The organism is Rhodococcus sp. MSC1_016 (assembly GCF_023667485.2).
GTDB lineage: Bacteria > Actinomycetota > Actinomycetes > Mycobacteriales > Mycobacteriaceae > Rhodococcus_F > Rhodococcus_F oxybenzonivorans.
The window spans coordinates 1,599,112-1,625,641 of sequence record NZ_JAMOZI020000001.1; the positions used below are offsets into that span (position 1 = coordinate 1,599,112).

29 protein-coding genes are annotated in these 26,530 nt (G+C 65.9%); 25 read left to right on the forward strand and 4 right to left on the reverse strand.

What is annotated here, in order from left to right:
• Nucleotides 1-64: 64 nt before the first annotated feature.
• The 13 genes from ffh to L1080_RS07480 all read left to right on the forward strand — a co-directional run bounded on the left by ffh (nt 65) and on the right by L1080_RS07480 (nt 11,749).
• Nucleotides 65-1,648: a signal recognition particle protein gene (gene ffh, locus L1080_RS07420; protein WP_159926136.1), complete on the forward strand. Its 1,584-nt coding sequence runs from the start codon at nt 65-67 to the stop codon at nt 1,646-1,648.
• Between the two features lie 4 nt (nt 1,649-1,652).
• Nucleotides 1,653-2,738 carry an amidohydrolase family protein gene (locus L1080_RS07425; protein ID WP_159926138.1) on the forward strand — a complete coding sequence of 362 codons (1,086 nt, stop codon included), beginning with the start codon at nt 1,653-1,655 and terminating at the stop codon, nt 2,736-2,738.
• 179 nt (nt 2,739-2,917) lie between these two features.
• On the forward strand, nt 2,918-3,379 hold the full coding sequence (gene rpsP / locus L1080_RS07430; RefSeq protein ID WP_159926140.1) for a 30S ribosomal protein S16: 462 nt from the start codon (nt 2,918-2,920) through the stop codon (nt 3,377-3,379).
• Complete coding sequence (locus tag L1080_RS07435) at nt 3,376-3,618, forward strand: RNA-binding protein (protein WP_005240479.1); 243 nt, start codon at nt 3,376-3,378, stop codon at nt 3,616-3,618. The genes rpsP and L1080_RS07435 overlap by 4 nt, the downstream gene beginning before the upstream one ends.
• A gap of 13 nt (nt 3,619-3,631) precedes the next feature.
• Nucleotides 3,632-4,177 carry a ribosome maturation factor RimM gene (gene rimM / locus L1080_RS07440; protein WP_159927602.1) on the forward strand — a complete coding sequence of 182 codons (546 nt, stop codon included), beginning with the start codon at nt 3,632-3,634 and terminating at the stop codon, nt 4,175-4,177.
• Between the two features lie 10 nt (nt 4,178-4,187).
• Nucleotides 4,188-4,880: a tRNA (guanosine(37)-N1)-methyltransferase TrmD gene (gene trmD / locus L1080_RS07445; RefSeq protein ID WP_159926142.1), complete on the forward strand. Its 693-nt coding sequence runs from the start codon at nt 4,188-4,190 to the stop codon at nt 4,878-4,880.
• A gap of 148 nt (nt 4,881-5,028) precedes the next feature.
• On the forward strand, nt 5,029-7,344 hold the full coding sequence (locus L1080_RS07450) for a Tex family protein (RefSeq protein ID WP_201453464.1): 2,316 nt from the start codon (nt 5,029-5,031) through the stop codon (nt 7,342-7,344).
• Nucleotides 7,345-7,417: 73 nt separating this feature from the next.
• Entirely contained in the window at nt 7,418-8,323 is a 906-nt protein-coding gene (locus L1080_RS07455) for a hypothetical protein (protein ID WP_250765025.1), read from the forward strand.
• 94 nt (nt 8,324-8,417) lie between these two features.
• Nucleotides 8,418-8,759: a 50S ribosomal protein L19 gene (gene rplS, locus L1080_RS07460; RefSeq protein ID WP_072687550.1), complete on the forward strand. Its 342-nt coding sequence runs from the start codon at nt 8,418-8,420 to the stop codon at nt 8,757-8,759.
• Between the two features lie 81 nt (nt 8,760-8,840).
• On the forward strand, nt 8,841-9,620 hold the full coding sequence (lepB, locus tag L1080_RS07465; RefSeq protein WP_250765022.1) for a signal peptidase I: 780 nt from the start codon (nt 8,841-8,843) through the stop codon (nt 9,618-9,620).
• Nucleotides 9,617-10,297: a ribonuclease HII gene (locus tag L1080_RS07470; protein WP_109330957.1), complete on the forward strand. Its 681-nt coding sequence runs from the start codon at nt 9,617-9,619 to the stop codon at nt 10,295-10,297. Before lepB ends, L1080_RS07470 begins: the two co-directional genes overlap by 4 nt.
• Nucleotides 10,298-10,356: 59 nt before the next feature.
• Nucleotides 10,357-10,674: a DUF2469 domain-containing protein gene (locus L1080_RS07475; RefSeq protein ID WP_005240496.1), complete on the forward strand. Its 318-nt coding sequence runs from the start codon at nt 10,357-10,359 to the stop codon at nt 10,672-10,674.
• Nucleotides 10,675-10,699: 25 nt separating this feature from the next.
• The gene (locus L1080_RS07480; protein WP_250764480.1) at nt 10,700-11,749 is read left to right on the forward strand and encodes a patatin-like phospholipase family protein; all 1,050 of its coding nucleotides are present in this window, start codon (nt 10,700-10,702) and stop codon (nt 11,747-11,749) included.
• Here L1080_RS07480 and L1080_RS07485 read toward each other — a convergent pair.
• Complete coding sequence (locus L1080_RS07485) at nt 11,746-12,120, reverse strand: HAD family hydrolase (RefSeq protein WP_250764479.1); 375 nt, start codon at nt 12,118-12,120, stop codon at nt 11,746-11,748. The genes L1080_RS07480 and L1080_RS07485 overlap by 4 nt on opposite strands.
• Nucleotides 12,121-12,418: 298 nt before the next feature.
• Between L1080_RS07485 and L1080_RS07490 the strand changes: the two genes are divergently transcribed.
• The 4 genes from L1080_RS07490 (at nt 12,419) to L1080_RS07505 (ending at nt 16,585) form a co-directional block, all read left to right on the forward strand.
• A complete protein-coding gene (locus tag L1080_RS07490; protein ID WP_250764426.1) occupies nt 12,419-12,775 on the forward strand; it encodes a YraN family protein in 357 nt (118 codons plus the stop codon).
• Entirely contained in the window at nt 12,775-14,283 is a 1,509-nt protein-coding gene (locus L1080_RS07495) for a YifB family Mg chelatase-like AAA ATPase (RefSeq protein WP_250764423.1), read from the forward strand. The genes L1080_RS07490 and L1080_RS07495 overlap by 1 nt, the downstream gene beginning before the upstream one ends.
• Complete coding sequence (gene dprA / locus L1080_RS07500) at nt 14,280-15,458, forward strand: DNA-processing protein DprA (protein ID WP_159926150.1); 1,179 nt, start codon at nt 14,280-14,282, stop codon at nt 15,456-15,458. The genes L1080_RS07495 and dprA overlap by 4 nt, the downstream gene beginning before the upstream one ends.
• 347 nt (nt 15,459-15,805) lie before the next feature.
• Nucleotides 15,806-16,585: a siderophore-interacting protein gene (locus L1080_RS07505; protein ID WP_250764420.1), complete on the forward strand. Its 780-nt coding sequence runs from the start codon at nt 15,806-15,808 to the stop codon at nt 16,583-16,585.
• A 15-nt stretch (nt 16,586-16,600) separates the two neighbouring features.
• Here the strand turns inward: L1080_RS07505 and L1080_RS07510 are convergent, their stop codons facing one another.
• Nucleotides 16,601-17,683: a multidrug effflux MFS transporter gene (locus tag L1080_RS07510; protein ID WP_268962527.1), complete on the reverse strand. Its 1,083-nt coding sequence runs from the start codon at nt 17,681-17,683 to the stop codon at nt 16,601-16,603.
• A 61-nt stretch (nt 17,684-17,744) separates the two neighbouring features.
• On the opposite strand from L1080_RS07510, the gene L1080_RS07515 reads away from it, so the two are divergent.
• Together L1080_RS07515 and L1080_RS07520 are read left to right on the forward strand one after the other, a co-directional pair.
• The gene (locus L1080_RS07515; protein WP_250764415.1) at nt 17,745-18,671 is read left to right on the forward strand and encodes a tyrosine recombinase XerC; all 927 of its coding nucleotides are present in this window, start codon (nt 17,745-17,747) and stop codon (nt 18,669-18,671) included.
• A 75-nt stretch (nt 18,672-18,746) separates the two neighbouring features.
• The gene (locus tag L1080_RS07520) at nt 18,747-19,820 is read left to right on the forward strand and encodes a MinD/ParA family ATP-binding protein (RefSeq protein WP_250764413.1); all 1,074 of its coding nucleotides are present in this window, start codon (nt 18,747-18,749) and stop codon (nt 19,818-19,820) included.
• Between the two features lie 9 nt (nt 19,821-19,829).
• Here L1080_RS07520 and L1080_RS07525 read toward each other — a convergent pair whose 3' ends face one another.
• On the reverse strand, nt 19,830-20,354 hold the full coding sequence (locus L1080_RS07525) for a M23 family metallopeptidase (protein ID WP_374432553.1): 525 nt from the start codon (nt 20,352-20,354) through the stop codon (nt 19,830-19,832).
• 334 nt (nt 20,355-20,688) lie between these two features.
• Between L1080_RS07525 and rpsB the strand changes: the two genes are divergently transcribed.
• The 6 genes from rpsB (at nt 20,689) to L1080_RS07555 (ending at nt 25,662) form a co-directional block, all read left to right on the forward strand.
• A complete protein-coding gene (gene rpsB / locus L1080_RS07530) occupies nt 20,689-21,552 on the forward strand; it encodes a 30S ribosomal protein S2 (RefSeq protein WP_159926156.1) in 864 nt (287 codons plus the stop codon).
• Between the two features lie 113 nt (nt 21,553-21,665).
• Nucleotides 21,666-22,493, forward strand: coding sequence for a translation elongation factor Ts (tsf, locus tag L1080_RS07535; protein WP_109330921.1), 828 nt, complete (start codon nt 21,666-21,668; stop codon nt 22,491-22,493).
• Between the two features lie 173 nt (nt 22,494-22,666).
• Nucleotides 22,667-23,395: a UMP kinase gene (gene pyrH / locus L1080_RS07540; RefSeq protein WP_109330919.1), complete on the forward strand. Its 729-nt coding sequence runs from the start codon at nt 22,667-22,669 to the stop codon at nt 23,393-23,395.
• A 33-nt stretch (nt 23,396-23,428) separates the two neighbouring features.
• The gene (frr, locus tag L1080_RS07545) at nt 23,429-23,986 is read left to right on the forward strand and encodes a ribosome recycling factor (protein WP_109330917.1); all 558 of its coding nucleotides are present in this window, start codon (nt 23,429-23,431) and stop codon (nt 23,984-23,986) included.
• Between the two features lie 28 nt (nt 23,987-24,014).
• Nucleotides 24,015-24,944, forward strand: a complete 930-nt coding sequence (locus tag L1080_RS07550; RefSeq protein WP_374432504.1) for a phosphatidate cytidylyltransferase — start codon at nt 24,015-24,017, stop codon at nt 24,942-24,944.
• Nucleotides 24,945-24,954: 10 nt separating this feature from the next.
• Nucleotides 24,955-25,662 carry a class I SAM-dependent methyltransferase gene (locus tag L1080_RS07555; RefSeq protein WP_250764397.1) on the forward strand — a complete coding sequence of 236 codons (708 nt, stop codon included), beginning with the start codon at nt 24,955-24,957 and terminating at the stop codon, nt 25,660-25,662.
• Between the two features lie 3 nt (nt 25,663-25,665).
• Here the strand turns inward: L1080_RS07555 and L1080_RS07560 are convergent, their stop codons facing one another.
• Nucleotides 25,666-26,520, reverse strand: a complete 855-nt coding sequence (locus L1080_RS07560) for an HpcH/HpaI aldolase/citrate lyase family protein (protein ID WP_201453465.1) — start codon at nt 26,518-26,520, stop codon at nt 25,666-25,668.
• Nucleotides 26,521-26,530: the final 10 nt, after the last annotated feature.

A 26,530-nucleotide genomic window follows, 5' to 3' on the forward strand; every position in this document is an offset into this window, starting at 1 on the left:
GAGCGGTTACGCTGGTGCCCGAGAATATCCACCGCATACTCGCACGACTTCAGGAGCGCACTCGGTGTTCGAATCCCTTTCCGACAGGTTGACCGGAGCCCTCAAGGATCTGCGTGGCAAGGGTCGCCTTTCCGGGGCCGACATCGACGCCACGTGTCGTGAGATCCGGTTGGCTCTCCTCGAGGCGGACGTCGCGCTGCCCGTGGTGCGCGCGTTCATCGCGAGGATCAAGGAGCGGGCCAAGGGCGTCGAGGTGTCCGCGGCGCTCAATCCGGCGCAGCAGGTCGTCAAGATCGTCAACGAGGAACTCGTCGGAATCCTCGGCGGTGAGACCCGTCGACTCGCGTTCGCCAAGACACCGCCGACCGTGATCATGCTCGCCGGTCTGCAGGGTTCCGGTAAGACCACTCTCGCCGGCAAGCTCGCCAAGTGGCTGCGCGATCAGGGACACACCCCGCTGCTGGTGGCGTGCGACCTGCAGCGTCCGGGCGCCGTCACCCAGCTGCAGATCGTCGGTGAACGCGCAGGCGCCGCCGTGTTCGCGCCCCACCCGGGCACGTCGATCGGCGGCGGTGACAACCCGCTCGGGATCACCGCGGCAGACCCGGTCGAAGTCGCGCGGTCCGGAATCGACGAGGCTCGCAACAAGCAGTACGACGTCGTCATCGTCGACACCGCGGGGCGCCTGGGTATCGATGCCGATCTGATGGCGCAGGCCGCGGGCATCCGCGATGCTGTCGATCCGGACGAAACTCTCTTCGTTCTCGACGCGATGATCGGCCAGGACGCGGTCAGCACCGCCGAAGCCTTCCGTGAAGGCGTCGGATTCACGGGTGTAGTGCTCACCAAGCTCGACGGTGACGCCCGCGGCGGCGCGGCCCTGAGCGTCCGTGAGGTCACCGGACAGCCCATCCTCTTCGCCTCCACGGGTGAGAAGCTCGAGGACTTCGACGTCTTCCACCCCGACCGGATGGCCAGCCGCATCCTCGGCATGGGTGACGTCCTCAGCCTCATCGAGGCGGCCGAGCAGCACTTCGATGCCGAGCAGGCCGAGGCCACCGCACAGAAGATCGGCTCGGGGCAGCTGACCCTCGAGGACTTCCTCGAACAGATGATGGCCGTCCGCAAGATGGGGCCCATCGGCAACCTCCTCGGGATGCTTCCCGGCGCCGGACAGATGAAGGACGCCCTCGCCAACGTCGACGAGAAGCAACTCGACCGGGTGCAGGCCATCATCCGGGGCATGACGCCGGCGGAGCGCGAAGACCCCAAGATCATCAACGCTTCGCGCAGGCTGCGGATCGCCAACGGCTCGGGCGTCAAGGTGTCCGACGTCAATCAGCTCGTCGACCGCTTCTTCGAAGCTCGCAAGATGATGGCGGCGATGGCCGGTCGGATGGGCATGCCCGGATCCCGCAAGCCGCAGCGCAGCAAGAAGGGCAAGAAAGGCAAGAAGGGCGGGAAGGGTCCGACGCCGCCGAAGGTGCGCGGAGGATTCCCCGGGGGCATGCCGGGTGGTTTCCCCGGAATGCCCGGTGGCCTTCCGGCAGGCATGCCGGATTTGTCGAGCATGCCGAAGGGGCTGGACGAGTTACCGCCCGGTCTCGAAGGCATCGACCTGTCGCAGTTGAAGCTGCCGAAGAAGTAGAGCGATGAGCGCACTGCACTTGCGGGGTATCGGCCTGCCCGGCGAACAGCCCGTCGAATACTGGGTGGATCAAGGGGTCGTTTCCACCGAGCCGATCGCCGGTGCCGAGACCATCTGTGATTCGGGGTGGATAGTTCCCGGACTGGTCGATGCGCACTGCCACGTCGGCATCAAGTTCGGCGGCGGCGGCGGTGAGAGCATCGAGGGGCTGATCGCGCAGGCGGAGACCGAGCGCGATGCCGGTGTCCTCCTGATCCGCGACGCCGGGTCTCCCGTGGACACCCGATTCCTCGACGAGCGGGTCGACCTGCCGCGAATCGTCAGGGCAGGTCAGCACATTGCCGCACCCAAGCGATACATTCCGGGGCTGCCGGTAGACCTCGAGGACGAGGAGCAGTTGCCGGCCGAGGTTGCGCGGCAGGCGCGCGCCGGTGATGGCTGGGTCAAGCTGGTCGGTGACTGGATCGACAGGTCGATCGGTGACCTCGCACCCTTGTGGAGCGACGACATTCTGGTGGAAGCCATCGCCGCCGCCCACCGGGAAGGCGCACGGGTCACGGCCCACGTCTTCGCCGAGGACGCGCTTCCCGGTCTGATCAACGCCGGTATCGACTGCATCGAGCACGGTACGGGGCTCACCGACGAGACGATCGAGCTGATGGTGGGGCACGGCACTGCCCTCGTCCCGACGCTCATCAACATCGCCACCTTCCCCGAGATCGCCGACTCTGCGACGCGCTACCCGGTGTACGCGGCTCATATGCGGGACCTGCACTCGCGGGTGAAAGACACGATCGGCGCGGCCCACGACGCCGGGATTCCGATCTACGCGGGCACCGATGCCGGCGGATCCATCGTGCACGGCCGGATCGCCGACGAGGTCGAGGAGCTCAAGGCCGTCGGGCTGTCGCCGACCGACGCGCTCGGCGCTGCGTGCTGGAACGCCCGGACCTGGCTGCGGCATCCCGGGCTGGAACCGGGCGCACCCGCGGATCTGCTCGTCTACCGGGACGACCCACGTACCGGAAACGATGCCCTCGCCGCACCCGACATCGTGGTGCTGCGCGGAAATGTCGTCAAGACGCGATGACCTGGTTTTACCCTGACGGTGCTCGTCTGGCAGAATGATCCGCTGTTCGTCGCATCCGGTTCCGTACCGCGCGGCGGTCACAGGTGAGAGGCAAAACCGGACGCACTATTCCTGTGCGTCGCTGAATTGCACGTGACAATGTGTGCACTTGGTGTGCGCACCGAAGGAGAAGTACAGCAGTGGCTGTCAAGATCAAGCTCACCCGGCTCGGCAAGATCCGGAACCCGCAGTACCGCATCGTGGTTGCCGACGCCCGCACCCGTCGCAACGGCCGCGCGATCGAGACCATCGGCAAGTACCACCCCAAGGAAGAGCCCTCGCTGATCGACATCGATTCCGAGCGGGCGCAGTACTGGCTGGGCGTGGGCGCGCAGCCCACCGAGCCCGTCGAGGCACTCCTGAAGATCACGGGCGACTGGCAGAAGTTCAAGGGCCTGCCGGGTACCGAGGGCACTCTCCGCGTCAAGGAAGCCAAGCCGTCCAAGCTGGAGCTGTTCCAGGCTGCGCTGGCGCAGGCCGAGAACGAGCCGGTGTCCGAGGCCATCACCCCCAAGAAGAAGAAGGCCAAGGCCGACGACGCCGAGGCTGCTGCCGACGCGTCGGGTGCAGAGGCCGAGAACTCCGAGGCTGCTGACAAGTGAGTGCCGTCGTCGCCGATGCCGTGGAGCACCTCGTTCGTGGCATCGTCGCCAATCCCGACGACGTTCGTGTCGAGCTGATCACCGGGCGTCGGGGGCGCACTGTCGAGGTTCACGTCAATCCTGACGACCTCGGCAAGGTCATCGGACGTGGCGGTCGCACGGCGACAGCGCTGCGCACGTTGGTCTCCGGTATCGGTGGCCGCGGGATCCGTGTCGACGTCGTCGACACCGATCAGTAGCGGCCGCACAGCAGTGGAGCTCGTCGTCGGCCGTGTCGCCAAGTCACACGGCATCAAAGGGGAAGTCGTCGTCGAGGTTCGCACCGACGAACCCGAACAGCGTTTCGCTCTCGGTGCCGTGCTGCGGGGACGGAAGCCGCGCGAGCAGAAGCTCACCACGTACACGGTAGAAGCCGCCCGGGAGCATTCCGGGCGGCTTCTGCTGCGCCTCGAGGGTGTAGCGGATCGTGCCGCCGCCGATGCGTTGCGCGGCACGCTCTTCGTCATCGACAGTGCGGAACTCGAACCGTCCGACGACCCGGACGAGTTCTACGATCACGAACTCGAGGGCCTTGCCGTTCGGCTGGCGGACGGCACTCCGGTGGGTACCGTCGTCGAGGTACTGCATTCGGCGGCAGGCGAACTCCTGTCCGTCCGTCGTGAGGGGGCGCCGGAATTACTCGTTCCGTTCGTCACCGCGATCGTGACCTCGGTGTCCGTTGCGGACGGTGTCGTCGAGATCGACCCACCGGAAGGGTTGCTCGACCCTGACTTCGGTGAATCTCCTGTCGGCGAATGAGCCGGTAACCATGCGTCTCGACGTGGTCACCATCTTCCCGGAGTATCTCGAGCCCCTTCGCGCTGCCCTGCTCGGCAAGGCGATCGACAAGGGACTCCTCTCGGTAGACGTGCACGATCTGAGGAACTGGACGCACGACGTCCACAAAGCTGTCGACGACTCGCCCTACGGCGGTGGCCCCGGAATGGTCATGAAACCCAGTGTGTGGGGACCGGCCCTGGATGACGTCCTCGCCAGGGGCGGCGACGACGCCGACACACTTCTGGTGGTCCCCACACCGGCGGGCGTCCCCTTCACCCAGGCGACGGCGGAACGCTGGGCAGGGGAGCGCCACATCGTTTTCGCCTGTGGGCGATATGAAGGCATAGACCAACGAGTCATCGACGACGCTGCCCGGCGCGTGCGGGTCGAAGAAGTCAGCATCGGCGACTACGTCCTCATCGGGGGTGAGGCGGCAGTGCTCGTCATGGTCGAGGCCTTCGTTCGGCTGATTCCCGGTGTCCTGGGCAATCAGCAGTCACACCAGGAAGATTCGTTCAGCGACGGGCTCCTCGAAGGCCCGAGCTACACCCGGCCTGCCACGTGGCGAGGACTCGACGTCCCACCGGTGCTCTTGTCGGGTGACCACGCCAAGATCGCGCAGTGGCGCCACGAGCAATCGTTGCAGCGCACCGCGGAGCGCCGGCCGGACCTGTTGCCCTGAGTCGGCCCAGCGGCTGTCCCCGGTCGTCGATGCCCGCGCACCGGATCTGCTCGCGGGGGGCGACGGTCCGCACGAAACGCCGCTTTTGCGCTCCCGACCGCCTCACCGCCGACGAGGGTGTCCCCGGGTAGCGGTAGGGTCCATTTTTGTGACTCTGAAGACCGTGAACCAACGCATTGCCGAGGAGCTCGACGTCCGGGAGGGACAGGTCGCGGCCGCTGTGGACCTCCTCGACGGCGGGGCCACCGTTCCCTTCATTGCCCGTTACCGCAAGGAAGTCACCGGAACCCTCGACGACGCTCAGCTTCGCCAGCTCGAAGAACGGCTCCGCTACCTGCGTGAGCTCGACGAACGGCGCGCCGCGGTACTCGAATCGATCGAATCGCAGGGCAAGCTCGACGACCAGTTGCGCGGACAGATCATGACGGCCGAGACCAAGGCCCGGCTCGAGGACATCTATCTGCCCTTCAAGCCGAAGCGGCGCACCAAGGCGCAGATCGCCCGCGAGGCGGGTCACGAGCCTGTCGCCGATGCGCTGATCACCGATCCCGCTACCGACCCCGCGTCTTACACGGCCGAGCAACTCGAGGGTGCGCGAGCGATTCTCGTCGAGCGTTTCGCCGAGGACGCCGACCTGGTGGGCGATCTGCGCGAGCTGATGTGGACGCGCGGGAAGCTGGTTTCCGTCGTCCGCAAGGGCAAAGAGACAGAAGGCGCGAAGTTCGCCGACTACTTCGAGTTCTCCGAGCCGTTCACCACCCTCCCCTCGCACCGAATCCTTGCCGTGCTGCGTGGTGAGAAAGAAGAGGTACTGACGCTCACGCTGGCACCGGACAAGGATGAGCCGGTTCCCGGTGAACCGACCGTCTACGAGGGCCGAATCGCAAGCCGGTTCGGGATCGCCGACCGTGGCCGGCCGGCCGACAAGTGGTTGCTCGACACGGTGCGGTGGGCGTGGAAGACGAAGCTGCTCGTCACGCTGGGCATCGACGTCCGGATGAGGTTGCGTCAGTCGGCAGAGAAGGACGCGGTCGACGTCTTCGCCAACAATCTCCGCGACCTGTTGCTCGCGGCGCCGGCAGGCACCCGCGCCACGATGGGTCTCGACCCGGGTTTCCGCACCGGAACGAAGGTGGCCGTCGTCGACGCGACCGGCAAGGTAGTTGCGCACGACACCATCTACCCGCACCAGCCCCACAACAAGTGGGACGCCGCGCTCGCCACCCTCGCCGACCTGGTGGCTCGCCACGGCGTGGAGTTGATCGCTATCGGAAACGGCACCGCCTCGCGTGAGACCGACGCGCTCGCCACCGAACTGATCGCGAAGTCCGGTGCCACCAACCTCACCAAGATCGTGGTGTCCGAGGCCGGTGCGTCGGTGTACTCGGCGTCCGCGTACGCGTCGCAGGAACTGCCTGACCTCGACGTCTCCATCCGCGGCGCCGTGTCGATCGCCCGTCGACTGCAGGACCCCCTGGCGGAGCTGGTGAAGATCGACCCCAAGTCGATCGGTGTCGGGCAGTACCAGCACGACATTTCGGAGACGCTGCTCGCCCGGTCCCTCGGCGCTGTAGTCGAGGACGCGGTGAACGCGGTCGGTGTCGATGTGAACACGGCGTCCGTGCCGTTGTTGTCCCGCGTGTCCGGTATCGCAGGCTCCCTGGCCGAGAGCATCGTCGCGCACCGGGACCAGAATGGCCCGTTCCGGAGCCGCAAGGGACTCAAGGATGTCGCTCGACTCGGGCCCAAGGCGTTCGAACAGTGCGCCGGCTTCCTCCGCATCCCCAACGGCGACGATCCGCTCGATGCGTCCAGCGTGCACCCGGAGGCGTACCCGGTGGTGCGCAAGATCGTCGGCGCCAGCGGCAGCGGTGTGCGCGACGTCATCGGCAACACGGCGGTTCTCCGCCGCCTCAATCCCGCAGACTTCGTCGACGACCGCTTCGGACTGCCCACGGTCACCGACATCATCAGTGAGCTGGAGAAGCCCGGGCGCGACCCGAGGCCGGAGTTCAAGACGGCGACGTTCGCCGCGGGCATCGAAAAAGTGGCGCACCTGAAGCCCGGGATGACGCTCGAAGGCGTGGTCACCAACGTGGCAGCGTTCGGCGCCTTCGTCGACATCGGCGTGCACCAGGACGGCCTCGTCCATGTCTCTGCCATGTCTCACAACTTCGTGAAGGACCCGCGCGACGTCGTGAAGTCGGGTGATGTGGTGAAGGTGAAGGTGCTCGAGGTGGACGAGGCGCGCCAGCGCATCGGGCTGACTCTGCGGCTCGACGACGAGGTGGGCGCGGCGGCGCGCAAAAGCGAGGGCCAGCGCGGCGGGGGACAACGGCAGGATCGCCGCGGGGGCGGTAAGCCCCAGCAAGGTGGCCGCGAACGAGGCGGTCGGGACGCGCGCCCGGCCCCCGCCGGTGGTTCGATGGCGGATGCTTTGCGGAAGGCAGGCTTCGGCAAGTAATCAGCACCGTGTCGGGCACGAGCATTCGCTTTTCGATGGAGTGACCAGTTCTTTGCTGGGATAGTGGATGTCCATGTACGAATGGCTGGATCGGGAGATCGTCGGGCACGGGCGCCTGCCCCTGCTCTTCTTCCTGCTGGGGTTTCTCGGGGCCTTCCTGTTCATTCGACTGAGCGTCCGGATGATCCGCGCGGAGGTGTCGTGGTGGCCGGGGAATGTCAAGCCCGGCGGGCACCATGTGCACCACGTCGTGTTCGGTGTAGTCACCATGCTGATCTCGGGTGTCGCGCTCGTCGCCGTCTACGTGGACGGGACACAGACCACTGGCGCGGTGCTCGCCACCTTGTTCGGAATCGGCGCCGCACTGGTACTCGACGAGTTCGCACTGATCTTCTATCTGCAGGACGTGTACTGGGCCGACGAGGGGAGGGCGTCGGTGGACGCCGTCTTCGTGGCGATCGCCGTCACAGGCCTGCTGCTGCTCGGACTCAGACCGCTCGAGTTGATGGACGTCACCAGTTTCCGTGACTCACCCGATCCGTGGGTTCGGGTGGCGATCGGCGTGCTTTCCGTGGTCAATCTGCTCATCGCCGGCGTGGTGCTGCTCAAAGGGAAGATCTGGACCGGGCTGCTGGGTCTGTTCATTTTTCCGATCCTGCTAGTGGGTGCCATCCGGTTGAGCAGGCCGAGCGCGCCGTGGGCCCGCTGGCGATACACCAGCAAGCCCAAGCGAATGCTTCGCGCGCTCGAGCGCGAACGGAAATTGCGCCGGCCGGTGATCCGGGCCAAGATCTTCGTGCAGGACTTCATCGCGGGGACTCCGAGCGCCGAGCACGTGAAGGAGGCTGCCGAGCACGCCAAGGTGGCCGCGGAGGCGGAACTCGACGAGGTGGTGCATCCGGCGCCCCCGCCGATTTCGTCTCGCGCGGTCGCGTCTGGCACAATGGACGGGTTGCCTGGACCAGGCAGCATTACGTGAACTGGGCACGAACCAGACGAGCAACGGCGTTTCACGAACGTCCGGGTGCCGCTCGGTTCCTCTGCTCCTGCGAATACGCAAGGATGGAACACCGATGAACACGCTCGATTTCCTGGACAAGAAGTCCCTCCGCGACGACATCCCCGACTTCCGTCCCGGTGACACCCTGAACGTGCACGTCAAGGTCATCGAAGGCTCGAAGGAGCGTGTGCAGGTCTTCAAGGGTGTCGTCATTCGCCGCCAGGGCGGCGGCGTCCGCGAGACCTTCACCGTCCGCAAGGTGTCCTTCGGCGTCGGCGTCGAGCGCACCTTCCCCGTGCACAGCCCCAACCTGGCCCAGATCGAGGTCGTCACCCGCGGTGACGTCCGTCGCGCCAAGCTGTACTACCTCCGCGATCTCCGTGGCAAGGCTGCCAAGATCAAGGAAAAGCGCTGAGCTTTCCCAGAAGCCCGGCACTGCGTTCGCGCAGTGCCGGGCTAATCTGATTTCGTGACAGATTCTTCGAAGGAGCGGGCATTGTCGTCGGAATCCGATACCACCGGCGATCCCGCGGTCGCATCCGCCCCTGCAGGTGCGACAAAGCCGGAGAAGAAGCCCCGCTCTTTCCTGCGCGAGTTGCCGATCCTCATTCTGGTCGCGCTCGTGCTGAGTTTTCTTCTGCAGACCTTTATTGCCCGCGTCTATCTCATCCCGTCGGAGTCGATGGAACCCACCCTTCACGGATGTGCCGGGTGCACCGGCGACCGCATCGTCGTCGAAAAGGTCGGTTACCACTTCGGTGAACCTCAGCCGGGTGACGTCATCGTTTTTCGTGGTCCCGACTCCTGGTCGCAGGATTTCGTCTCCATTCGTTCCTCGAATGTGGTGGTTCGCGGCGCCCAGGAACTCGGTTCATTGGTCGGCCTCGTGCCGCCGGACGAGAACGACCTGGTCAAGCGAGTAATTGCCACCGGCGGCCAAACCGTCGAATGCTGCGACGAACACGGACGCATCCTCGTCGACGGCAAACCCCTCGACGAGCCGTACGTCGTGACGGACTTCCCGTTCGTGCCCGGTTCGCAGGCCTGCGACACCGCGCTGAAATCGGCGCGCTGCTTCGGTCCGGTTACCGTCCCGGAGGGGCACGTGTGGGTGATGGGTGACAACCGCAGCAATTCGGCGGACTCGCGGTATCACGTCGGCGACGACATGCAGGGCACCATTCCGCTCGACAACGTCATCGGCAAGGCGGTCGTCATCGCATTGCCACCGTCGCGGATGGGCACCATCAGCTCCCCCGATATTCAGGGCAAGTGACTTCCTGGCCGCCACGTATCGTCATCCGCAGGTCGGCTGGTCTGCGGACGATGGAATCGGCCCTCATTCGTAGCGGGCTGGGGCCGGTGGCGGGCGTGGACGAGGCAGGCAGGGGAGCATGTGCGGGTCCACTCGTCGTTGCGGCCTGCGTCCTGGCCCCGAAGCCCTATCCCGCCCTGGCTCGGCTCGACGACTCCAAGAAGCTCACCGAGCGGACGCGTGAGGAGCTCTACCCGGCTATCACCCGGCTTGCCCTGGCATGGAGTGTCGTGTCCATTTCGGCCGAGGAGGTCGACCGCATCGGAGTACACGTGGCCAACATCGAGGGCATGCGTCGGGCGGTTGCCGGGTTGTCCACCACGCCGGGTTACGTCCTCACCGACGGTTTCCGCGTGCCGGGCATCCCCGCTCCCTCCTTGCCGGTCATCGGTGGTGACGGCGCGGCGGCATGCATCGCGGCCGCGAGCATCCTGGCGAAGGTCACCCGCGACCGCGTCATGGTGGAGATGGACGACGAGTATCCGGGTTACGGGTTCGCGATCCACAAAGGCTATTGCACATCCGCACACACGAGCGCGCTCGAGGCGTTGGGCCCCTGTCGCGAGCACCGCCGGTCGTGGGCGAACGTCGCCGCGGTACGGAACCGAGTGCAGGGCACCGCGGCACCGAGTGGATAACCGTTCGGAAAGTGCGAGATGATGACTATTCACACCAGAGCAGGAGGACTCCGAGACCGATGAGTGCCGAGGATCTCGAGAAGTACGAAACCGAGATGGAGCTGTCGCTCTACCGCGAGTACCGGGACATCGTCGGTCAGTTTTCTTATGTCGTGGAGACCGAGCGCCGGTTCTATCTGGCCAACTCGGTGGAGTTGCTGCCGCACAACGCGGACGGTGAAATCTACTTCGAGCTGCGCATGTCCGACGCGTGGGTCTGGGACATGTATCGGCCCGCGCGGTTCGTGAAGTATGTCCGGGTCATCACCTTCAAGGATGTGAACATCGAGGAACTGGACAAACCCGACCTGCGGCTGCCCGACAACGGGTTGTCCTGAGGTTTCGTCCACGTACGATCAGCCGATGGCCGAACAGAGGCGCGTTGCGCTCGCTCTGGGCAGCGGGGGAGCGCGCGGTTATGCGCACATTGGAGCGATTCAGGTGCTCGAGGAGCACGGTTTCGAGATCGTCGGGATTGCGGGGTCGTCCATGGGCGCTCTTGTCGGGGGTGTGTACGCGGCCGGAAAGCTCGACGACTTCACGCGCTGGGCGTTGAGCCTGACTCAGCTCGATGTGATGCGCCTGCTGGATCTGTCGGTCTCGGCTCCCGGTGCCATTCACGCGGAGAGAATTCTCCACAGAGTTCGTGAGGTTCTGGGCGAGGTCCGGATCGAGGACCTTCCTATTCCGTATACCGCGGTCGCGACCGATCTGGCAGCGGGACGATCGGTGTGGTTCCAGCGGGGGCCTGTCGACGCCGCGATCCGAGCATCGATCGCCATCCCCGGAGTTATCACGCCCTCCGTGCTCAATGGTCGCGTACTTGCCGACGGCGGGGTGCTCGATCCGTTGCCGTTGGCCCCCCTCGTGGCTGCGGGGCCGGCGCTCAGAATCGCGGTCAGTCTGGGTGCCGACGACAGGGAAAACCGGTCTCAGGCTCCCGAGAACGCGAGCGCGGACTCCCGACCTGTCGACGAGTGGCTCGCGAGGTTCCGCCGCAGTACTGCCCAGCTACGTGAACTGGATATCGTGCGATCGGTCGTCGGCCGATTCGGTACTGCCCATGCGGAGCTCGATTCGCTGGACGACACGGTCGAGGTGCCGGGCGGGGACAGCGTGAATGCGGACGGGGCGATGGCTGTTCCCAAGTTCAGCCGATTCGCAGTAATGAATCGCTCGCTGGACATGATGCAGGCAACACTGGCTCGATACCAGCTCGCTGCGTACCCACCGGACGTCCTCGTCCGCATTCCGCGCACCGCATGTCGCAGTCTCGACTTCCATCGCGCGGCGGAGATGATCGAACTGGGTCGCGCCCGCACCGAAAGTGCCCTTGCTGACGCCGGACTGACTCCCACGGTCGAGGACTCTGCCGGCGTCACCGGATCGGACACCGGCATGTCGGGGACCTAACCCCGCTCCGAACCGAGGTCGTACGTCGAGCCGTCTCGGCGAGTCACCCGCAGAGCGAGGATGCCGTGGGCGTTCATCAGGCGGCACACGTCGTCGCGATCGTCGTAGAAGACGCTCACCCGTAGCTCCCGGCACTTGTCGAGTTTCAGTTCGGGTGCTTGGCGCGGATGGTCGAACCTGACCTCGTACACCGGTATGGCGGTACTGAATCCCAGTGTCCGGACGTCACGTTCGACGGTGCCTGCGGTGCGATCCCCGACGGCGGAGATGATGACCACCTCGTGGCCGGCCGACCGATGCATGTCGGCGAGCTCGCGAAAATACTCGGGATAGTGGCTGATGACCTGCCAATAGTCGAATCCGACCACCATGGCGCCGACTCTCCTTCTCGTTCTCCGGTGCACGTTCTTTCGTCCAGCATTCCGCCCGGTGCGGTCGGCCGCCAGCGAAGTTCGAATCGTGATGTATTTTCCGAGCTTGACACGATTGACCAGCGGTTCGAGTGCTGATCCGAGGCGTAGATCGCCTAGTTGTCCACAACCTGTGGTTGCTCCACAGGTCAATCTTTTCGACCAGCTCGCAGGGTCCCGCACGATTCGCCCTGCGGCACAGTGAGGCAGGGGCGCGGTCCGCATCGGTGGACCGCCGGGGGAGTCGACGGAGGCTGCGATGGCGCACAATCTTGCGCTCGGCGCACATGGGGAAGATCTGGCGGCCCGGTATCTCACCGATGCGGGTATGGAGATCGTCGACCGCAACTGGCGGTCGCGGTACGGGGAGGTCGATCTCATTGCAGCAGAGGGTGACTGGCTCGTATTCGTCGAGGTGAAGACACGCCGCGGTCTCGGTTTCGGTAGCCCGGCCGAGGCGGTGACGTTCTCCAAGCAGCGAAGGATCCGATTGCTGGCGGTGGAATGGCTGCGCGACTCGGGCCGGCACTGGTCCCGGGTGCGGTTCGATGTCGTTGCGATCATGGTGAACCGTGCCGGGGAACCACAGATCGAGCATGTCCGGGACGCGTTTTGATGGCGCTGGGGCGCGCGCATTCGGTAGCGGTGACGGGGGTGGACGGTCAACTGGTGGAAATCGAGGCGGACATCGGACGCGGTCTTCCGGCCGTGCACCTCGTGGGACTGCCGGACACGGCGCTACAGGAGGCGCGCGACCGAATTCGCGCCGCCGTGACCAATTCGGGCGAACAGTGGCCGGATTCGAAGGTCATCCTGGCCTTGTCGCCGGCGACCTTGCCGAAAGTCGGGTCCGCATACGACCTCGCATTGGTGGCGGCGGTGCTCGATGCGGCCAAGCAGGTCAAGCGGGATCGGCTCCGTGAGACGGTGTTGCTCGGCGAACTCGCGCTCGACGGCCGGCTTCGTGCGGTGCGCGGTGTGCTCCCTGCGGTTCTCGCGGCCAAGAACGCGGGATGGTCGACGGTCGTGGTACCCGTGCAGACCTTGCCCGAGGCCGGACTCGTCAGCGGGATCGAGGTCCTGGGCGCGCGTGATCTGCGGTCCGCTGTCGCATGGATGCGCGGCGAGTACGAACTCGAGTATCCCGAACCGACGGAGCGTCTGATTCAGCCTGTGCGCGGTGACCTCAGCGAGGTGGTCGGTCAAGCGGAGGCGCGCTGGGCCATCGAAGTTGCTGCGGCGGGTGCGCACCACCTCATGCTCACCGGTCCACCCGGAGTCGGCAAAACGATGCTGGCACAGCGGCTTCCGGGCATACTGCCACCGCTGACCGAAGACGAGTCGCTCGAGGTGACCGCGATTCACTCGGTGGCGGGCCTGCTGCCACCGGATAGGCCGCTGATCGACGTCCCACCCTTCATCGCGCCACACCACACGGCTACGGTCAGCGCTCTCGTCGGCGGGGGCAGTGGCGTCGCGAGGCCGGGCGCCGTGAGCCGTGCACACCGGGGCGTGCTGTTTCTCGACGAATTCGCCGAAATCGGCACCAAGGTACTCGAGGCCCTTCGTACGCCCCTGGAGGACGGCGAGGTGCGGATCGCCCGCCGGGACGGTGTGGCGCGCTACCCCGCTCGTTTCCAGTTGATCCTCGCCGCGAACCCGTGTCCGTGTGCCCCGGCCCGTGAGGCCGACTGCATCTGCGCTCCGACGGCGAGGCGGCGGTATCTGGGGAAATTGTCGGGGCCGCTCCTCGATCGTGTGGACCTGCGTGTGCGGATGCAGGCGGTGGCGACCGGCGCGTTCATCGACGAGGTCGGTGAGAGCACCGAGAACGTCCGCCGGCGGGTGGCCGATGCCCGCGCCGCGGCTGGGGAGCGCTGGTACGACCACGGTTGGCGTACCAACGCGGAGGTGCCGGGGCCGGCTCTGCGCCAGAAGTTCCGCTTGTCCCGGCCCGCACTTGCACCGGTGGAGCGTGCGCTGCAGAAGGGAATGATCACCGCGCGTGGCGCCGATCGGGCACTGCGGGTGGCATGGACGGTAGGCGATCTGGCCGGTCTCGCGATGCCCGGACCGGAGCAAGTGGTGACTGCCTTGGGATTTCGTGATCGGAGTTTTCAATGACTGTGGAGATCCGCGGCGGTACCGACAATCGGCCGGGTGCGCACGATCCGCGCCGGTTGGCCTGGGCCTATCTGTCTAAGGTGGTGCAAGGTCCGTGCCCGGCGCTGTCGCGACTCGTCGACGAGGTGGGACCGGAGGAGGCTGCGCGCGCGGTACGTGAACGGGATCTGTCGGAGTTGCTGGGGGAGAAGACTGTTGCGCGGGCGCACGTAGATACTGCTGACCACGACCTCGATCTGGTGACCGGGATGGGTGGTCGGCTCATCACTCCCGACGACGACGAGTGGCCACAGTGGCGGCTACTCGGGTTCGACACTCTGTCGGCGTCGCGGGAGGACGGCGCGCCGTTTGCGCTGTGGGTGCTGGGTTCACGTTCGCTGACCGAGCTGACTGAACGTGCGATCTCTGTTGTGGGCACCCGCGCGGCGAGTGGCTACGGCGAACACGTCACTGCAGAGCTGGCGGGTGACCTCGCCGTCGACGGTTGGACCATTGTGTCGGGGGCGGCGTTCGGGATCGATGGCGCCGCGCATCGGGCGGCGTTGGGTGTTGGTGGTCTGACCGTGGCGGTGCTGGCATGCGGAGTGGACCGGGCGTATCCGGCCGGTCATGCCCGCTTGTTGCGCCAGATCGCGCAGAACGGCGCGGTGATCAGTGAGTATCCGCCGGGGACGACACCGGCGAAGTACCGGTTCCTTGCCAGGAACCGGCTTGTGGCGAGCTTGTCCGACGGTGTCGTCGTGGTGGAGGCAGGGTGGCGCAGTGGCGCCCGGAACACGGCGAGTTGGGCGCGCAAGCTCGGGCGCCCGGTGATGGCGGTGCCGGGGCCGGTGACGTCGGTGTCCTCGACAGGGTGCAATCGCATGATCCGGGAGGGGGAGGCTCGTCTGGTGGCGAATGCGGTGGATGTGGTCGACGAGGCAGGTCCGATCGGGTTGCGTGCGGGAGTCGATGGTGATGTCGAACGCGATCTCGATGCCGTGCGTGCTCTCGACGGACTGTCGGGGGATGCGTTGCTGGTGTACGAGGCGTTGCCGGCGCTCGGTGCCAGCGGAGTGCGAGAGCTGTCGGAGGCCTCCGGCATCGCGGTCGAGAAGGTGCGGGCGGTGCTGCCGATGCTCGAAATGGAAGGTTTCGTGGACTCCGGCGACACGGGGTGGTCGCGGCAGCGATGAAGATGGTCGGCGCTTCGTTCGGTGACGTGAAGCGCGAGTCGAAGCACCCGATCGGCTACGAGCTGAGGTACAACTTTCGTAGTGCGCACCTCCCAATCGCAGACGAACCGGCAAGGTTCGGGATCACGTAAAGGAGTGAGACATGGGATCAGCGGGTGATCTGTGGCGGAACTTCGTCGCACACGTGTTGAGCTTGTTGATTGCGTCCGGCTCGTAGAGCCGAAAGCGGTGGGGTCCGATCCTCTTCAAAACGGGTCGGAGTCCCGCTGTGCGAGGCCGTTGGTTACCCCTCCTGTACCGTAGTTAGGTAAGACTAACCAACTTGATGTGCAGTGGAGAGGTGACGTATGGCCAAGCCGAGTGCCACATTGACCGTTCGCCGGACCGAGTGGCTTACCCCCCACATGGTTCGCGTTTTCCTGGGTGACCCGGGATTCGACAGCTTTGTGCCCAACGTATTCACCGACGCCTACGCGAAGCTCGAGTTCGGCCCCAGCGAACGGCCCACGCTCCGCACGTACACGATCCGCTCGGTGAACTCTGTCGAGCGGGAGATCGCCATCGACTTCGTGGTCCACGGCGACGCCGGCGTCGCAGGGCCGTGGGCGGCAGCCGCCACGGCGGGTGACATTGTGCGGCTTCGGGGTCCCGGCGGCGCCTTCGCTCCGGACAGCGCGGCCGACTGGTACTTGTTCGCCGGCGACGAGACCGCGATCCCCGCCATCTCGGCGTCGGTCGAGAAGCTCGACGCGGCGGCGAAGGGGTACGTCTTCCTCGAGGTGGCAGGACCGGAAGACGAGGTCGGCTTCGACGCACCGGCAGGGGTCGACATAGCGTGGATACACCGCGGTGACACAGCAGACCGAATCGGTGACGACGCGTCCGGAGACAGCGCGCCTCTTATCGAGGCGGTGAAGAACGCCGACTGGTTGTCCGGCAATCCGCAGGTCTTCATCCACGGCGAAGCCCAGGCCGTCATGCACAATCTGCGGTCCTATGTGCGACACGAGCGCGGAGTGCCGGCCTCCTCCGCATCGATCTCCGGCTACTGGCGTCGCGGGCGCACCGAGGAAGGCTTCCGCGTGTGGAAGTCCGAACTCGCCGCCAGCGAGGGCGCCGCGCGCTGATCTTCGCGGCGGACGTTACGCAGTGTGCGTCCGCCGCGTCAGCAGCACGAGCGCGAGCATCGCGACGGCGCCCGAGAGCGGAATCGCGACAGCCATCGGGACCGCGCTGTCGGGGCCGGCGACTCCGACCAGCGGGGAGACGAGTGCCGCCAACCCGAACTGGCCGGCACCCAACAGGGCGGAACCAGTTCCCGATGCCTCGGTCACCTCGCCTTGAGCAAGCGCGGTCGCATTTCCCATGACGAACCCAATGCTCGCCACCGAGACGAACAACGGAACCAGGATCATCCACCACGACGGGGCATCGATCGTTGTTGCGGCGATGAGCAGTACCGCGCCGCCGACAAGCAGCGCCGTGACCCCGAACCCGAGCAGCTGACGGGCGCGGAAAGTGCCGAGCAGGCGCGTGTTCGCGATCGCGGCAATCACCATGCCCGAAGCATTGATCGCAAACACGACGGAGAACTGGCCGGGGCTGAGCCCGAGCACGTTCTGAACGACGAAGGGTGAAGCGGAAATATAGGCGAAGAGTGCGCCGAATCCGAAGATGAACGTCAACGCATAGCCGAGATACACGCGGTTGTCGACCACATACCGGAGATTCCGGACGAGAGCCGCGAGACCGCCTCCGTGCCTCTTCTCGACAGGGAGTGTTTCCGGTACGAGCGTGAGCACGCCGAGCATCATCACCAGTCCCGCGCCGGCGAGCACCCAGAAGATTCCCCGCCAGCCGACCGGTCCCAGCAGCGCTCCTCCGATCAGCGGAGCGATAACGGGCGCGACCCCGCCGATGATCATCATGATGCTGAAGAGCCGCGCGGCGTTGTCGCCGCGGGCGCGGTCCGCAATGCAGGCACGTGCGAGCACGATCGCGGCGCCGCCACTGAGGCCCTGGAAAAGTCGTGCCGCGATCAACGTTTCGACGCTCGGTGCCAGAGCACACACCATCGCCGCGATCGTCGTGACTACGGTGGCCGCAAGGAGAAGTCGTCGTCGACCCAGACCATCCGACAGTGGACCCACCACCAATTGGCCGATGCCGAGCCCGGCCATGAAGGTGGTGAGTGTGAGTTGAACTATGGAGATCGTTCGCTGCACGAATGAACTCTACCGGCGCGGCCGCTTGACTCGTCGTCCCCGCACGGCGACTCTTGCCACCATGAGTACCGCCTTGCCGCCGCATCTCGAGACGGTACTCGACGAGTACGCGCGGCATCTCGGGCTCGAACGCGGACGCTCCCCGCACACGGTGAAGGCGTACCTCACGGACGCGAGATCGCTGATGCACCACTGGCTGTCGACAGCCCCCGGCGCACAACTCGCGGAATTGGACATCCGGGTGCTGCGCTCCTGGCTGGCCGGCCAGTCCGCTGCGGGAGTCGCGCGCACGACACTCGCTCGGCGGACGTCCTCCGTGCGAAACTTCACAGCCTGGTTGTTACGTACGAGGCGAATCCCGCTCGATCCGGGCGCCAGGCTGGGCGCGGCGAAAGCGCACCGGACGTTGCCGGCGGTTCTGCGACAGTCGCAGGCTGCCGACGCCATGGACGCCGCAGAAACGGGTGCGCGGGAGCAGGACCCTCTTGCCCTGCGTGATCGCCTCATCGTCGAAATGCTTTACGCCACGGGTATTCGGGTCGGTGAGCTGTGCGGGCTGGACCTCGGCTCGGTGGATCGCGAGCGGCGGCTGCTGCGTGTGATCGGCAAGGGCGACAAGGAAAGGTCCGTGCCGTACGGCAAGCCGGCGGCCGAGGCGGTGGACGTCTGGCTGCATATCGGCCGTCCGGCTCTGGCGACCGAGGCGTCCGGGCAGGCATTGCTGCTCGGGAAGCGCGGGAGGCGGCTGAATCAACGTCAGGCGAGGACAGCCGTTCACGAGGTTCTGTCCGCCGTACCCGGTGCCCCCGACCTCGGTCCGCACGGTCTCCGGCACACTGCGGCAACGCATCTGCTCGAAGGTGGAGCCGATTTGCGCATGGTTCAGGAACTGCTCGGTCACGCGAGCCTGGCCACTACTCAGCTGTATACGCATGTGTCCGTGGCGAGGTTGCGCGCCGTGCACGATCAGGCGCATCCCCGCGCCTGAGCCCATTTGGTAGCGTCGCCCCACGAATCTGCAGTTTTTCTGCACTATCCCGGGGGAATCGTGGACCGCGAAAACGTGACAGGGCCGCAGCCGGCGTGGCTGAACGACGGCGGCGAAGCGCCGAGGGGGACCGCGGCTACGGATCCGTGGGGGCAACAGTCGTGGGACGAACACCCTCCGGCGACGAGCCAGCATCAGATCAGCAACCAGGACCTGGTGGCGGATGCCCTGCTCAGGCGGCCGCGACGTGCCCCTGCCCGCGGGTGGCGGCGGGGTCTGCACCGGCTGACGGGCGGAACGCTGAATCCGGGGGAGTCCGCGGGGGAAGCGCGCGACGCCGCACTCCTCGCCCGTATTCGGCAACCGATTCAGGGGGATTATCGGATAGCGTTCCTGTCCCTCAAGGGCGGTGTCGGCAAGACGACGACCACCATCGGACTGGGCTCGACCTTCGCGTCCTTGCGTGGAGACTGCGTCATCGCTGTCGACGCAAACCCCGACTTCGGGACGCTGGCGCAGCGGGTACCTCTTCAGACCCATTCGACGGTCCGCGATCTCATTGCGGCAGAGTCGACGATCCGCCGCTATTCGGATGTCCGCGCGCACACGTCGCAGGCGCCGAGTCGGCTCGAGGTGCTCGCGAGCGAACAGGACCCGGCCATCTCCGAGGCCTTCAGCGAGGACGACTACCGCCGCGTGATCGACATCCTGCAGGTGTACTACAACATCATCTTGACGGACTTTGGCACGGGCATCATGCACTCTGCGATGAACGGCGTTCTGCAACTGGCAAATTCGTTGGTTCTGGTCAGCTCGCCCGCGATCGACGGAGCGCGGAGCGCGGCGGCCACTCTCGACTGGCTGGGGCATCACGGTTACGGTCACCTCGTCTCCCGCACCGTCGTGGTGATCAGTGCCGCCAGGCCGGGGTCGTCCGGAATCGATATGACGGAGCTGGCCAATCACTTCCTGCAGCGCTGCCGGGCTGTGAAGGTGGTGCCTTTCGACGAGCATCTCGCCGAGGGGTCGGTCGTCGATCTCGACCTCATGCGACCGCAGACACGTCAGGCATTCGTGGAACTGGCGGCGATGGTGGCCGACGACTTCCCCGAGTCGGCTGGCCGGCACGCCGTCGCGGAATGGCGGTAAGTCCCCGGATCACCGCGGAACGACGGGTTTGAGCCGTATCGGTGCCACCCGGACCAGACCCAGCGGGTCGAGATAGACGCGGTCGCGGCGAAGGCCCCAGTGCAGGCACGCGGCGACGGGCGCGATGCAGCCCGGGTGCCCGGGTTCGAGCGTGCCGAGCACGGTTCCCCTGCCTACCCGGAGACCGGCGGTGACGCGGGCGGTGACCGGTTCGTACGTGGTGCGTAGCCCACCGAGGTGGTCGACGGACACGACGGGTTTGCCGGCCACCGTGCCGGCGAATACCACTACCCCTTCCCCCGCAGAGAGCACCGCCTGATCGGGCACGCCGCCCAGATCGACGCCGCGGTGACCGGGAAGCCAGTCGTGCTCCGGATTGTCGAATACCCGGACGACGCGTGGTCGTGGGTGGAGCGGCCAATCGAACTCCGCGGTGGGAGCCGCGTCAGCGGGCGTGGCGGCGACGAGCGAGGCGCACAGCATGGTGGCGACGGCGACTGCCGACACCAGCGTCCGAAGGGTTGCACCGATCATCGTCACGGCTCGAACCATGCCGCAGTCCGGGGACCCGAACCCGGCGCCCGGGGAATCTGTGGACAGGTCCGGGTCGATCCACAGATGCGCGGGCACCACTTGCGCGACGGGCGCGTGTGTGCCCGGGTGAGGCGGCGCGGTTAGGGCGAACGCCGCCGAGGCCGTACACTGATCGAGCGGTCTGTGCTCGCACAGTCCGACTTCGCGCGCCCGCGCAGGTTATCGGCCATCGGCTGGTCTCGCATCTCGGTGTGAGTTCCGGTGGTCACGGGCGTCAGGGCACAGCATCACCGGTGCTGTGCATCAACCGGCAATGAAAGAGAGATACACAGCCATGGCTGTTGTAACAATGAAGCAGCTGCTCGACAGCGGCACGCACTTCGGTCACCAGACCCGTCGCTGGAACCCGAAGATGAAGCGATTCATCTTCACCGACCGCAACGGCATCTACATCATCGACTTGCAGCAGACGCTGACGTACATCGACAAGGCGTACGAATTCGTCAAGGAGACCGTTGCCCACGGCGGCACCGTTCTCTTCGTCGGCACCAAGAAGCAGGCCCAGGAGTCCATTGCGGCCGAGGCCACTCGCGTCGGGATGCCCTACGTCAACCAGCGTTGGCTCGGCGGCATGCTCACCAACTTCACCACCGTCCACAAGCGTCTGCTCCGCCTCAAGGAACTCGAGTCGATGGAGCAGAGCGGTGGCTTCGAGGGACGCACCAAGAAGGAAATCCTCATGCTCACGCGTGAGATGACCAAGCTGGACCGCACCCTCGGCGGTATCCGCGACATGGCCAAGGTTCCTTCCGCGGTGTGGGTCGTCGACACCAACAAGGAGCACCTGGCGGTTGCCGAGGCCCGCAAGCTCAACATCCCGGTCATCGCGATCCTGGACACGAACTGCGACCCCGACCTCGTCGACTACCCGATCCCGGGTAACGACGACGCCATCCGCAGTGCCGCGCTCCTCACCAAGGTCGTCGCTTCCGCAGTGGCCGAGGGTGTGCAGGCCCGTGCCGGACTGAGCGCCGACAAGGACGCGAAGCCCGAGGCCGGCGCCGGTGAGCCCCTCGCCGAGTGGGAGCAGGAACTGCTGTCCCAGGCGACCCCCGCGGACGAGGCCGCTGCCGCTCCGGCAGCCGAGGCGCCCGCAGCCGAAGCTCCCGCAGAAGAGGCACCGGCCACCGAGGCCTGATCCGATGACAACGGCCCTGACCAGAAGCTCGAGTGGTCAGGGCCGTTTCACGGTCTGCACCGAGTACTACCCTGACTTACGTCCCGACAGACATATGAGGAGGCTCGCTCACCATGGCGAACTACACCGCCGCTGACGTCAAGCGGCTCCGCGAGCTGACCGGCTCCGGAATGATGGCCTGTAAGAACGCCCTCGCCGAGGCCGACGGCGACTTCGACAAGGCTGTCGAGCAGCTGCGCATCAAGGGTGCCAAGGATGTGGGTAAGCGTGCGGAGCGCACCACGGCCGAGGGCCTGGTCGTTGCCAAGGACGGCGTCCTGCTCGAGATCAACTGCGAGACGGACTTCGTCGCCAAGAACGAAGACTTCCTGAAGTTGGCCGAGTCGATCGTTTCGGTCGCCGCCGCGGAGAAGCCCGCCGACATCGACGCCCTCAAGGCGCTCGAGCTCGACGGCAAGACTGTCGACACCGTCGTGCAGGAACAGTCCGCGAAGATCGGTGAGAAGCTCGAACTGAGCAAGATCGCGTCCTTCGACGGGCCGGTTGCCGTGTATCTGCACAAGCGCAGTGCCGACTTGCCGCCCGCCGTCGGCGTTCTCGTCGAGTACACCGGCGAAGGCGACGCTGCGGCCGAGGCCGCTCGCGCCGCCGCCATGCAGGTTGCTGCGCTCAAGGCCAAGTACGTGACGCGCGACGAGGTCCCCGAGGACATCGTCGCCAACGAGCGCCACATCGCCGAAGAGACCGCCCGCGCGGAGGGCAAGCCCGAGCAGGCGCTGCCGAAGATCATCGAAGGCCGTGTCAACGGATACTTCAAGGACGTCGTGCTGACCGAGCAGTCCTCGGTTCAGGATTCCAAGAAGTCCGTGAAGGCGATCCTCGACGAGGCCGGCGTGACGATCAAGCGTTTCGTACGCTTCGAGGTCGGTTCTTCGAGCTAGTCGTGTCAGTCGTATGACCCCGTCGGACGAGTGCGCTCGCCCGGCGGGGTCTACGTGTGCCGCCACTGCCTCGATGAGGCAGGATGAGGATGGCCGTCTGTAGGTGTCGAGCCGGCCCGTCGGTCCGCTCGGCTGTAGTGGAACCGACGAGTGCGGATGAACCGAGGAGAGCAATGTCCGAACCAGCCAGCGAACGTCCAGGATTTCATCGAGTCCTTCTCAAACTCGGTGGCGAAATGTTCGGTGGCGGGAAGGTCGGCCTGGACCCTGACGTGGTGACCAAGGTCGCCGAACAAATCGCCGGGGTCGTGCGGTCCGGCGTGCAGGTGGCGGTAGTGATAGGCGGCGGAAACTTCTTCCGCGGTGCCGAACTGCAGCAGCGAGGCCTCGACCGTGCTCGTTCCGACTACATGGGCATGCTCGGCACCGTGATGAATTGCCTTGCCCTTCAGGATTTCCTGGAGAAGGAAGGCGTCGACAGCCGCGTGCAGACAGCGATCACCATGGGGCAGGTGGCCGAGCCGTACATTCCGCTGCGCGCGCAGCGTCATCTGGAGAAGGGTCGCGTCGTGATCTTCGGGGCGGGGATGGGAATGCCCTATTTCTCGACCGACACGACGGCTGCTCAACGGGCTCTCGAGATCGGCGCCGAGGTGGTGCTGATGGCGAAGGCGGTCGACGGCGTATTCACAGCGGACCCCAATCTCGACCCCACCGCGACGATGTACACGCAGATCACCCACCGCGAGGTCATCGAACAGGGACTCAAGGTGGCCGATGCGACCGCATTCAGTCTCTGCATGGACAACGAAATGCCGATCATGGTGTTCAATCTGCTCACCGAGGGCAATATTGCCAGGGCAGTATCTGGTGAGAAGATCGGAACGCTCGTCAAGTCATGACGAATCGATGCAGAATGACATGGAGGAACAGCCGTGATTGATGAAGCTCTCTTCGAAGCCGAGGAGAAGATGGAGAAGGCTGTCACGGTGGCCAAGGATGACCTGGGTTCCATCCGGACGGGCCGGGCGAACCCTGGAATGTTCTCGCGGATCGGTATCGACTACTACGGTGCGTTCACCCCGATCACACAGCTGGCCAGCATCAACGTCCCGGAGGCGCGGCTCGTGGTGGTCAAGCCCTATGAGGCCTCTCAGCTCGGCCCGATCGAGAACGCGATCCGTAACTCCGATCTGGGCGTCAACCCGTCCAACGACGGCAACCTGATCCGCATTTCCGTGCCGCAGCTCACGGAGGAACGCCGCCGTGAACTCGTGAAGCAGGCGAAGGCGAAGGGCGAGGACGCGAAGGTGTCGGTGCGCAACGTGCGCCGCAAGGCGATGGACGAACTGTCCCGCATCCAGAAGGACGGTGAGGCCGGCGAGGACGAGGTCGGGCGCGCCGAGAAGGAACTCGACAAGACGACTGCTCGTTACGTCGCGCAGATCGATGAGCTGGTGAAGCACAAGGAAGCCGAGTTGCTCGAGGTTTGAGCGCGGGACGAGGAGTGGATCGGGGACAGTGACCGTGCCAACAGAACACGGGACGCCAGGGGGGCCAACGTCCGAGGGCGAGCCTTCCGCGCAGTCGGAGGGAACGCGCCCCGCACAGTCGGAGGTGCCCCCGGCCACAGGATCGAAGGCGGGAAGGAATCTTCCCGCCGCGATCGCTGTCGGCGTCGGCCTCGGTGTCTCGCTGATCCTGATACTCGTGTACGTACCGCTGGTGTGGATCGGTGTCGTGTCCGTCGCGATGGCCGTGGCCACCTGGGAGGTCACCAAGCGGTTGCGGGAAGCGGACATCAGCGCGCCTCGGATACCGTTGCTCGTGGGCGGGCAAGCCGTACTGTGGCTGGGCTGGCCATTCGGCCCGGAGGGTGTGCTCAGCGCGTTCGCGGGAACCGCTCTGGTGTGCATGGTGTGGCGCCTGTTCGACCACGGACTCAAGGCGACCCCACGAAATTACCTGCGGGACACGGCGATCACCGTTTTCGTGGCCGCGTGGATTCCCCTTCTGGCCTCGTTCGCGGTGCTGATGGTGTTGCAGGACGACGGGGCGGGCCGGGTGCTCTGCCTCATGATCGGAGTGGTCTGCTCCGACGTCGGTGGTTACGCCGCCGGAGTTCTCTTCGGTAAGCACCCGATGGTGCCGGCGATCAGCCCGAAGAAGTCGTGGGAGGGTTTCTTCGGTTCCCTGCTGTTCTGTGTGATCGGCAGTCTGCTCACGGTCACCCTCATCCTCGGCGAGAACCCGATGATCGGTGTACTGCTCGGCGTGGTCCTGGTGGTCACGGCCACGCTCGGTGACCTCATCGAATCCCAGGTGAAACGTGAACTGCGGATCAAGGACATGGGCACCCTGCTTCCCGGACACGGCGGAATCATGGACCGTCTCGATTCCCTGCTGCCGTCGGCGTTCGTGACGTGGCTGGTGCTCACGGTCCTCGTGTGACCGACCGGCCGTGACCATTCCCAGCCCCAACATCTGGCACTGGCCCGACACCTACGAGCTCGAGAACCGGGCGCAGGACGTCGAGGGTGCGCTGTTCCGGCATCTACGGTCCATCCTGGACTGGGGAGGCAAGACCGTCGTCGACATCGGCTGCGGTTCCGGTTTTCATCTTCCGGTCTTCGCCGAAGCAGCGAGCACCGTGATCGGCGTCGAACCGCATCCGCCTCTACTCGACCTCGCCCGGCAGCGGGTCTCCGGCCTGTCCCACGTGCGAATACTCGCCGGATCGGCCGAGCAGATTCCCCTCGGAGACTCGAGCGTCGACCTGGTGCACGCCCGAACCGCCTACTTCTTCGGCCCAGGATGCGGACCGGGAATACTCGAGGCGATGCGGGTGCTCCGACCGGGAGGAGCGCTCGCAGTCATCGATCTCGACGCGACGGCGGAGCCCTACGGTGCATGGATGCGTGCCGACATGCCGCACTACAGACCGGCCGCGGTCGAAGCCTTCTTCGCGGCGCAGGGGTTCGACCTGACCCGGGTTCAGACGCGGTGGCTGTTCCCGGATCGGGAGTCGCTGCGCCGAGTCCTGGGCATCGAGTTCACCCGAAGCACGGCGGCGAAAGCCTATGGGCAGACGCCCGGCCTGGCCGTCGACGTGCGCTACCGCGTGCATATTCGCCGAAAGCCGGCCGGGCTGGAAGGACCGCGCACTTAATGATTACCGACGCGGCGCGATGTGGAACAGCTTCGCGAGCGCGTGAATCTTCTTCGCCTTCGCGAGTTTGGGCAGGTCACTACCATCGCGTACCCGCGATCCGTCTTCGCCGAGGTCGGCGATCACATCCATCGCCCACTCGGCTTCGGCGGGGGAGGGGCTGAGCGCATCATTCACGGACGCCGTCTGAGCGATGGTCATGCACAGCTTCCCGGTCATTCCCATCGACAGCGTGAGCGCCGACGCGCGCACCAGCGCCTCGACGTCCGAACCGAGGGTAGGCCCGTCGATCGGTGCGGCGATCCGGGCGGCGCGGCTCGCGATCGTCAGCCGTGCGCGCGGATAGGCCATGGCCAGCGGCGAATCGTCCATCCCCGTGTCGCGCCGGAAGTCGCCGCTACCGAAGGCGAGCCGGAAAGTCGCCTCGGCGCGAGCGATCTCCGGCGCAGCTTCGAGACCCATGGCGGATTCGACGAGAGCGAGCACCTTGGTCCCGGCGGGAAGGCGATCGGCGGTGGCGTCGACCTGCATTCCACTCTCGGTCTTGGCGAGCATGACGCCCTCGAGTCCTGGAACGTGGTTCAGTGCCGCGAGGTCGTCGGCCCAGAAAGGGGTGGTCGCATCGTTGATGCGGACCCACGCCCGCCGATTCTCGCCGAGCCAGGCGACCACGTCGGCGCGCGCGCGAGGCTTACGGTCGGGGGTGACGGCGTCCTCGAGGTCGAGGATGACGGCGTCCGCGGCGCTCGCATGCGCCGCCTCGAAACCTTCGGGCTTGCCGGCGGGAACCAGCAGCCAGGATCGCGCCTGCTCGGCAGCGATGCGCGGTGCCACAGTCGTCTCCATGTCGGCCTTCACAGTCGTACCG

What these genes read in the sequence shown, in the direction of transcription:
- L1080_RS07485 (WP_250764479.1), bottom strand. Translation starts at nt 12,120, where the DNA reads ATGGTGGTCGGATTCGACTATTGGCAGGTCATCAGCCACTATCCCGAG.
- tsf (WP_109330921.1), top strand. Translation starts at nt 21,666, where the DNA reads ATGGCGAACTACACCGCCGCTGACGTCAAGCGGCTCCGCGAGCTGACC.
- L1080_RS07490 (WP_250764426.1), top strand. Translation starts at nt 12,419, where the DNA reads ATGGCGCACAATCTTGCGCTCGGCGCACATGGGGAAGATCTGGCGGCC.
- L1080_RS07525 (WP_374432553.1), bottom strand. Translation starts at nt 20,354, where the DNA reads ATGATCGGTGCAACCCTTCGGACGCTGGTGTCGGCAGTCGCCGTCGCC.
- L1080_RS07425 (WP_159926138.1), top strand. Translation starts at nt 1,653, where the DNA reads ATGAGCGCACTGCACTTGCGGGGTATCGGCCTGCCCGGCGAACAGCCC.
- L1080_RS07480 (WP_250764480.1), top strand. Translation starts at nt 10,700, where the DNA reads ATGGCCGAACAGAGGCGCGTTGCGCTCGCTCTGGGCAGCGGGGGAGCG.
- pyrH (WP_109330919.1), top strand. Translation starts at nt 22,667, where the DNA reads ATGTCCGAACCAGCCAGCGAACGTCCAGGATTTCATCGAGTCCTTCTC.
- L1080_RS07455 (WP_250765025.1), top strand. Translation starts at nt 7,418, where the DNA reads ATGTACGAATGGCTGGATCGGGAGATCGTCGGGCACGGGCGCCTGCCC.
- L1080_RS07515 (WP_250764415.1), top strand. Translation starts at nt 17,745, where the DNA reads ATGAGTACCGCCTTGCCGCCGCATCTCGAGACGGTACTCGACGAGTAC.
- L1080_RS07475 (WP_005240496.1), top strand. Translation starts at nt 10,357, where the DNA reads ATGAGTGCCGAGGATCTCGAGAAGTACGAAACCGAGATGGAGCTGTCG.
- dprA (WP_159926150.1), top strand. Translation starts at nt 14,280, where the DNA reads ATGACTGTGGAGATCCGCGGCGGTACCGACAATCGGCCGGGTGCGCAC.
- L1080_RS07495 (WP_250764423.1), top strand. Translation starts at nt 12,775, where the DNA reads ATGGCGCTGGGGCGCGCGCATTCGGTAGCGGTGACGGGGGTGGACGGT.
- L1080_RS07505 (WP_250764420.1), top strand. Translation starts at nt 15,806, where the DNA reads ATGGCCAAGCCGAGTGCCACATTGACCGTTCGCCGGACCGAGTGGCTT.
- rplS (WP_072687550.1), top strand. Translation starts at nt 8,418, where the DNA reads ATGAACACGCTCGATTTCCTGGACAAGAAGTCCCTCCGCGACGACATC.
- rpsB (WP_159926156.1), top strand. Translation starts at nt 20,689, where the DNA reads ATGGCTGTTGTAACAATGAAGCAGCTGCTCGACAGCGGCACGCACTTC.
- trmD (WP_159926142.1), top strand. Translation starts at nt 4,188, where the DNA reads ATGCGTCTCGACGTGGTCACCATCTTCCCGGAGTATCTCGAGCCCCTT.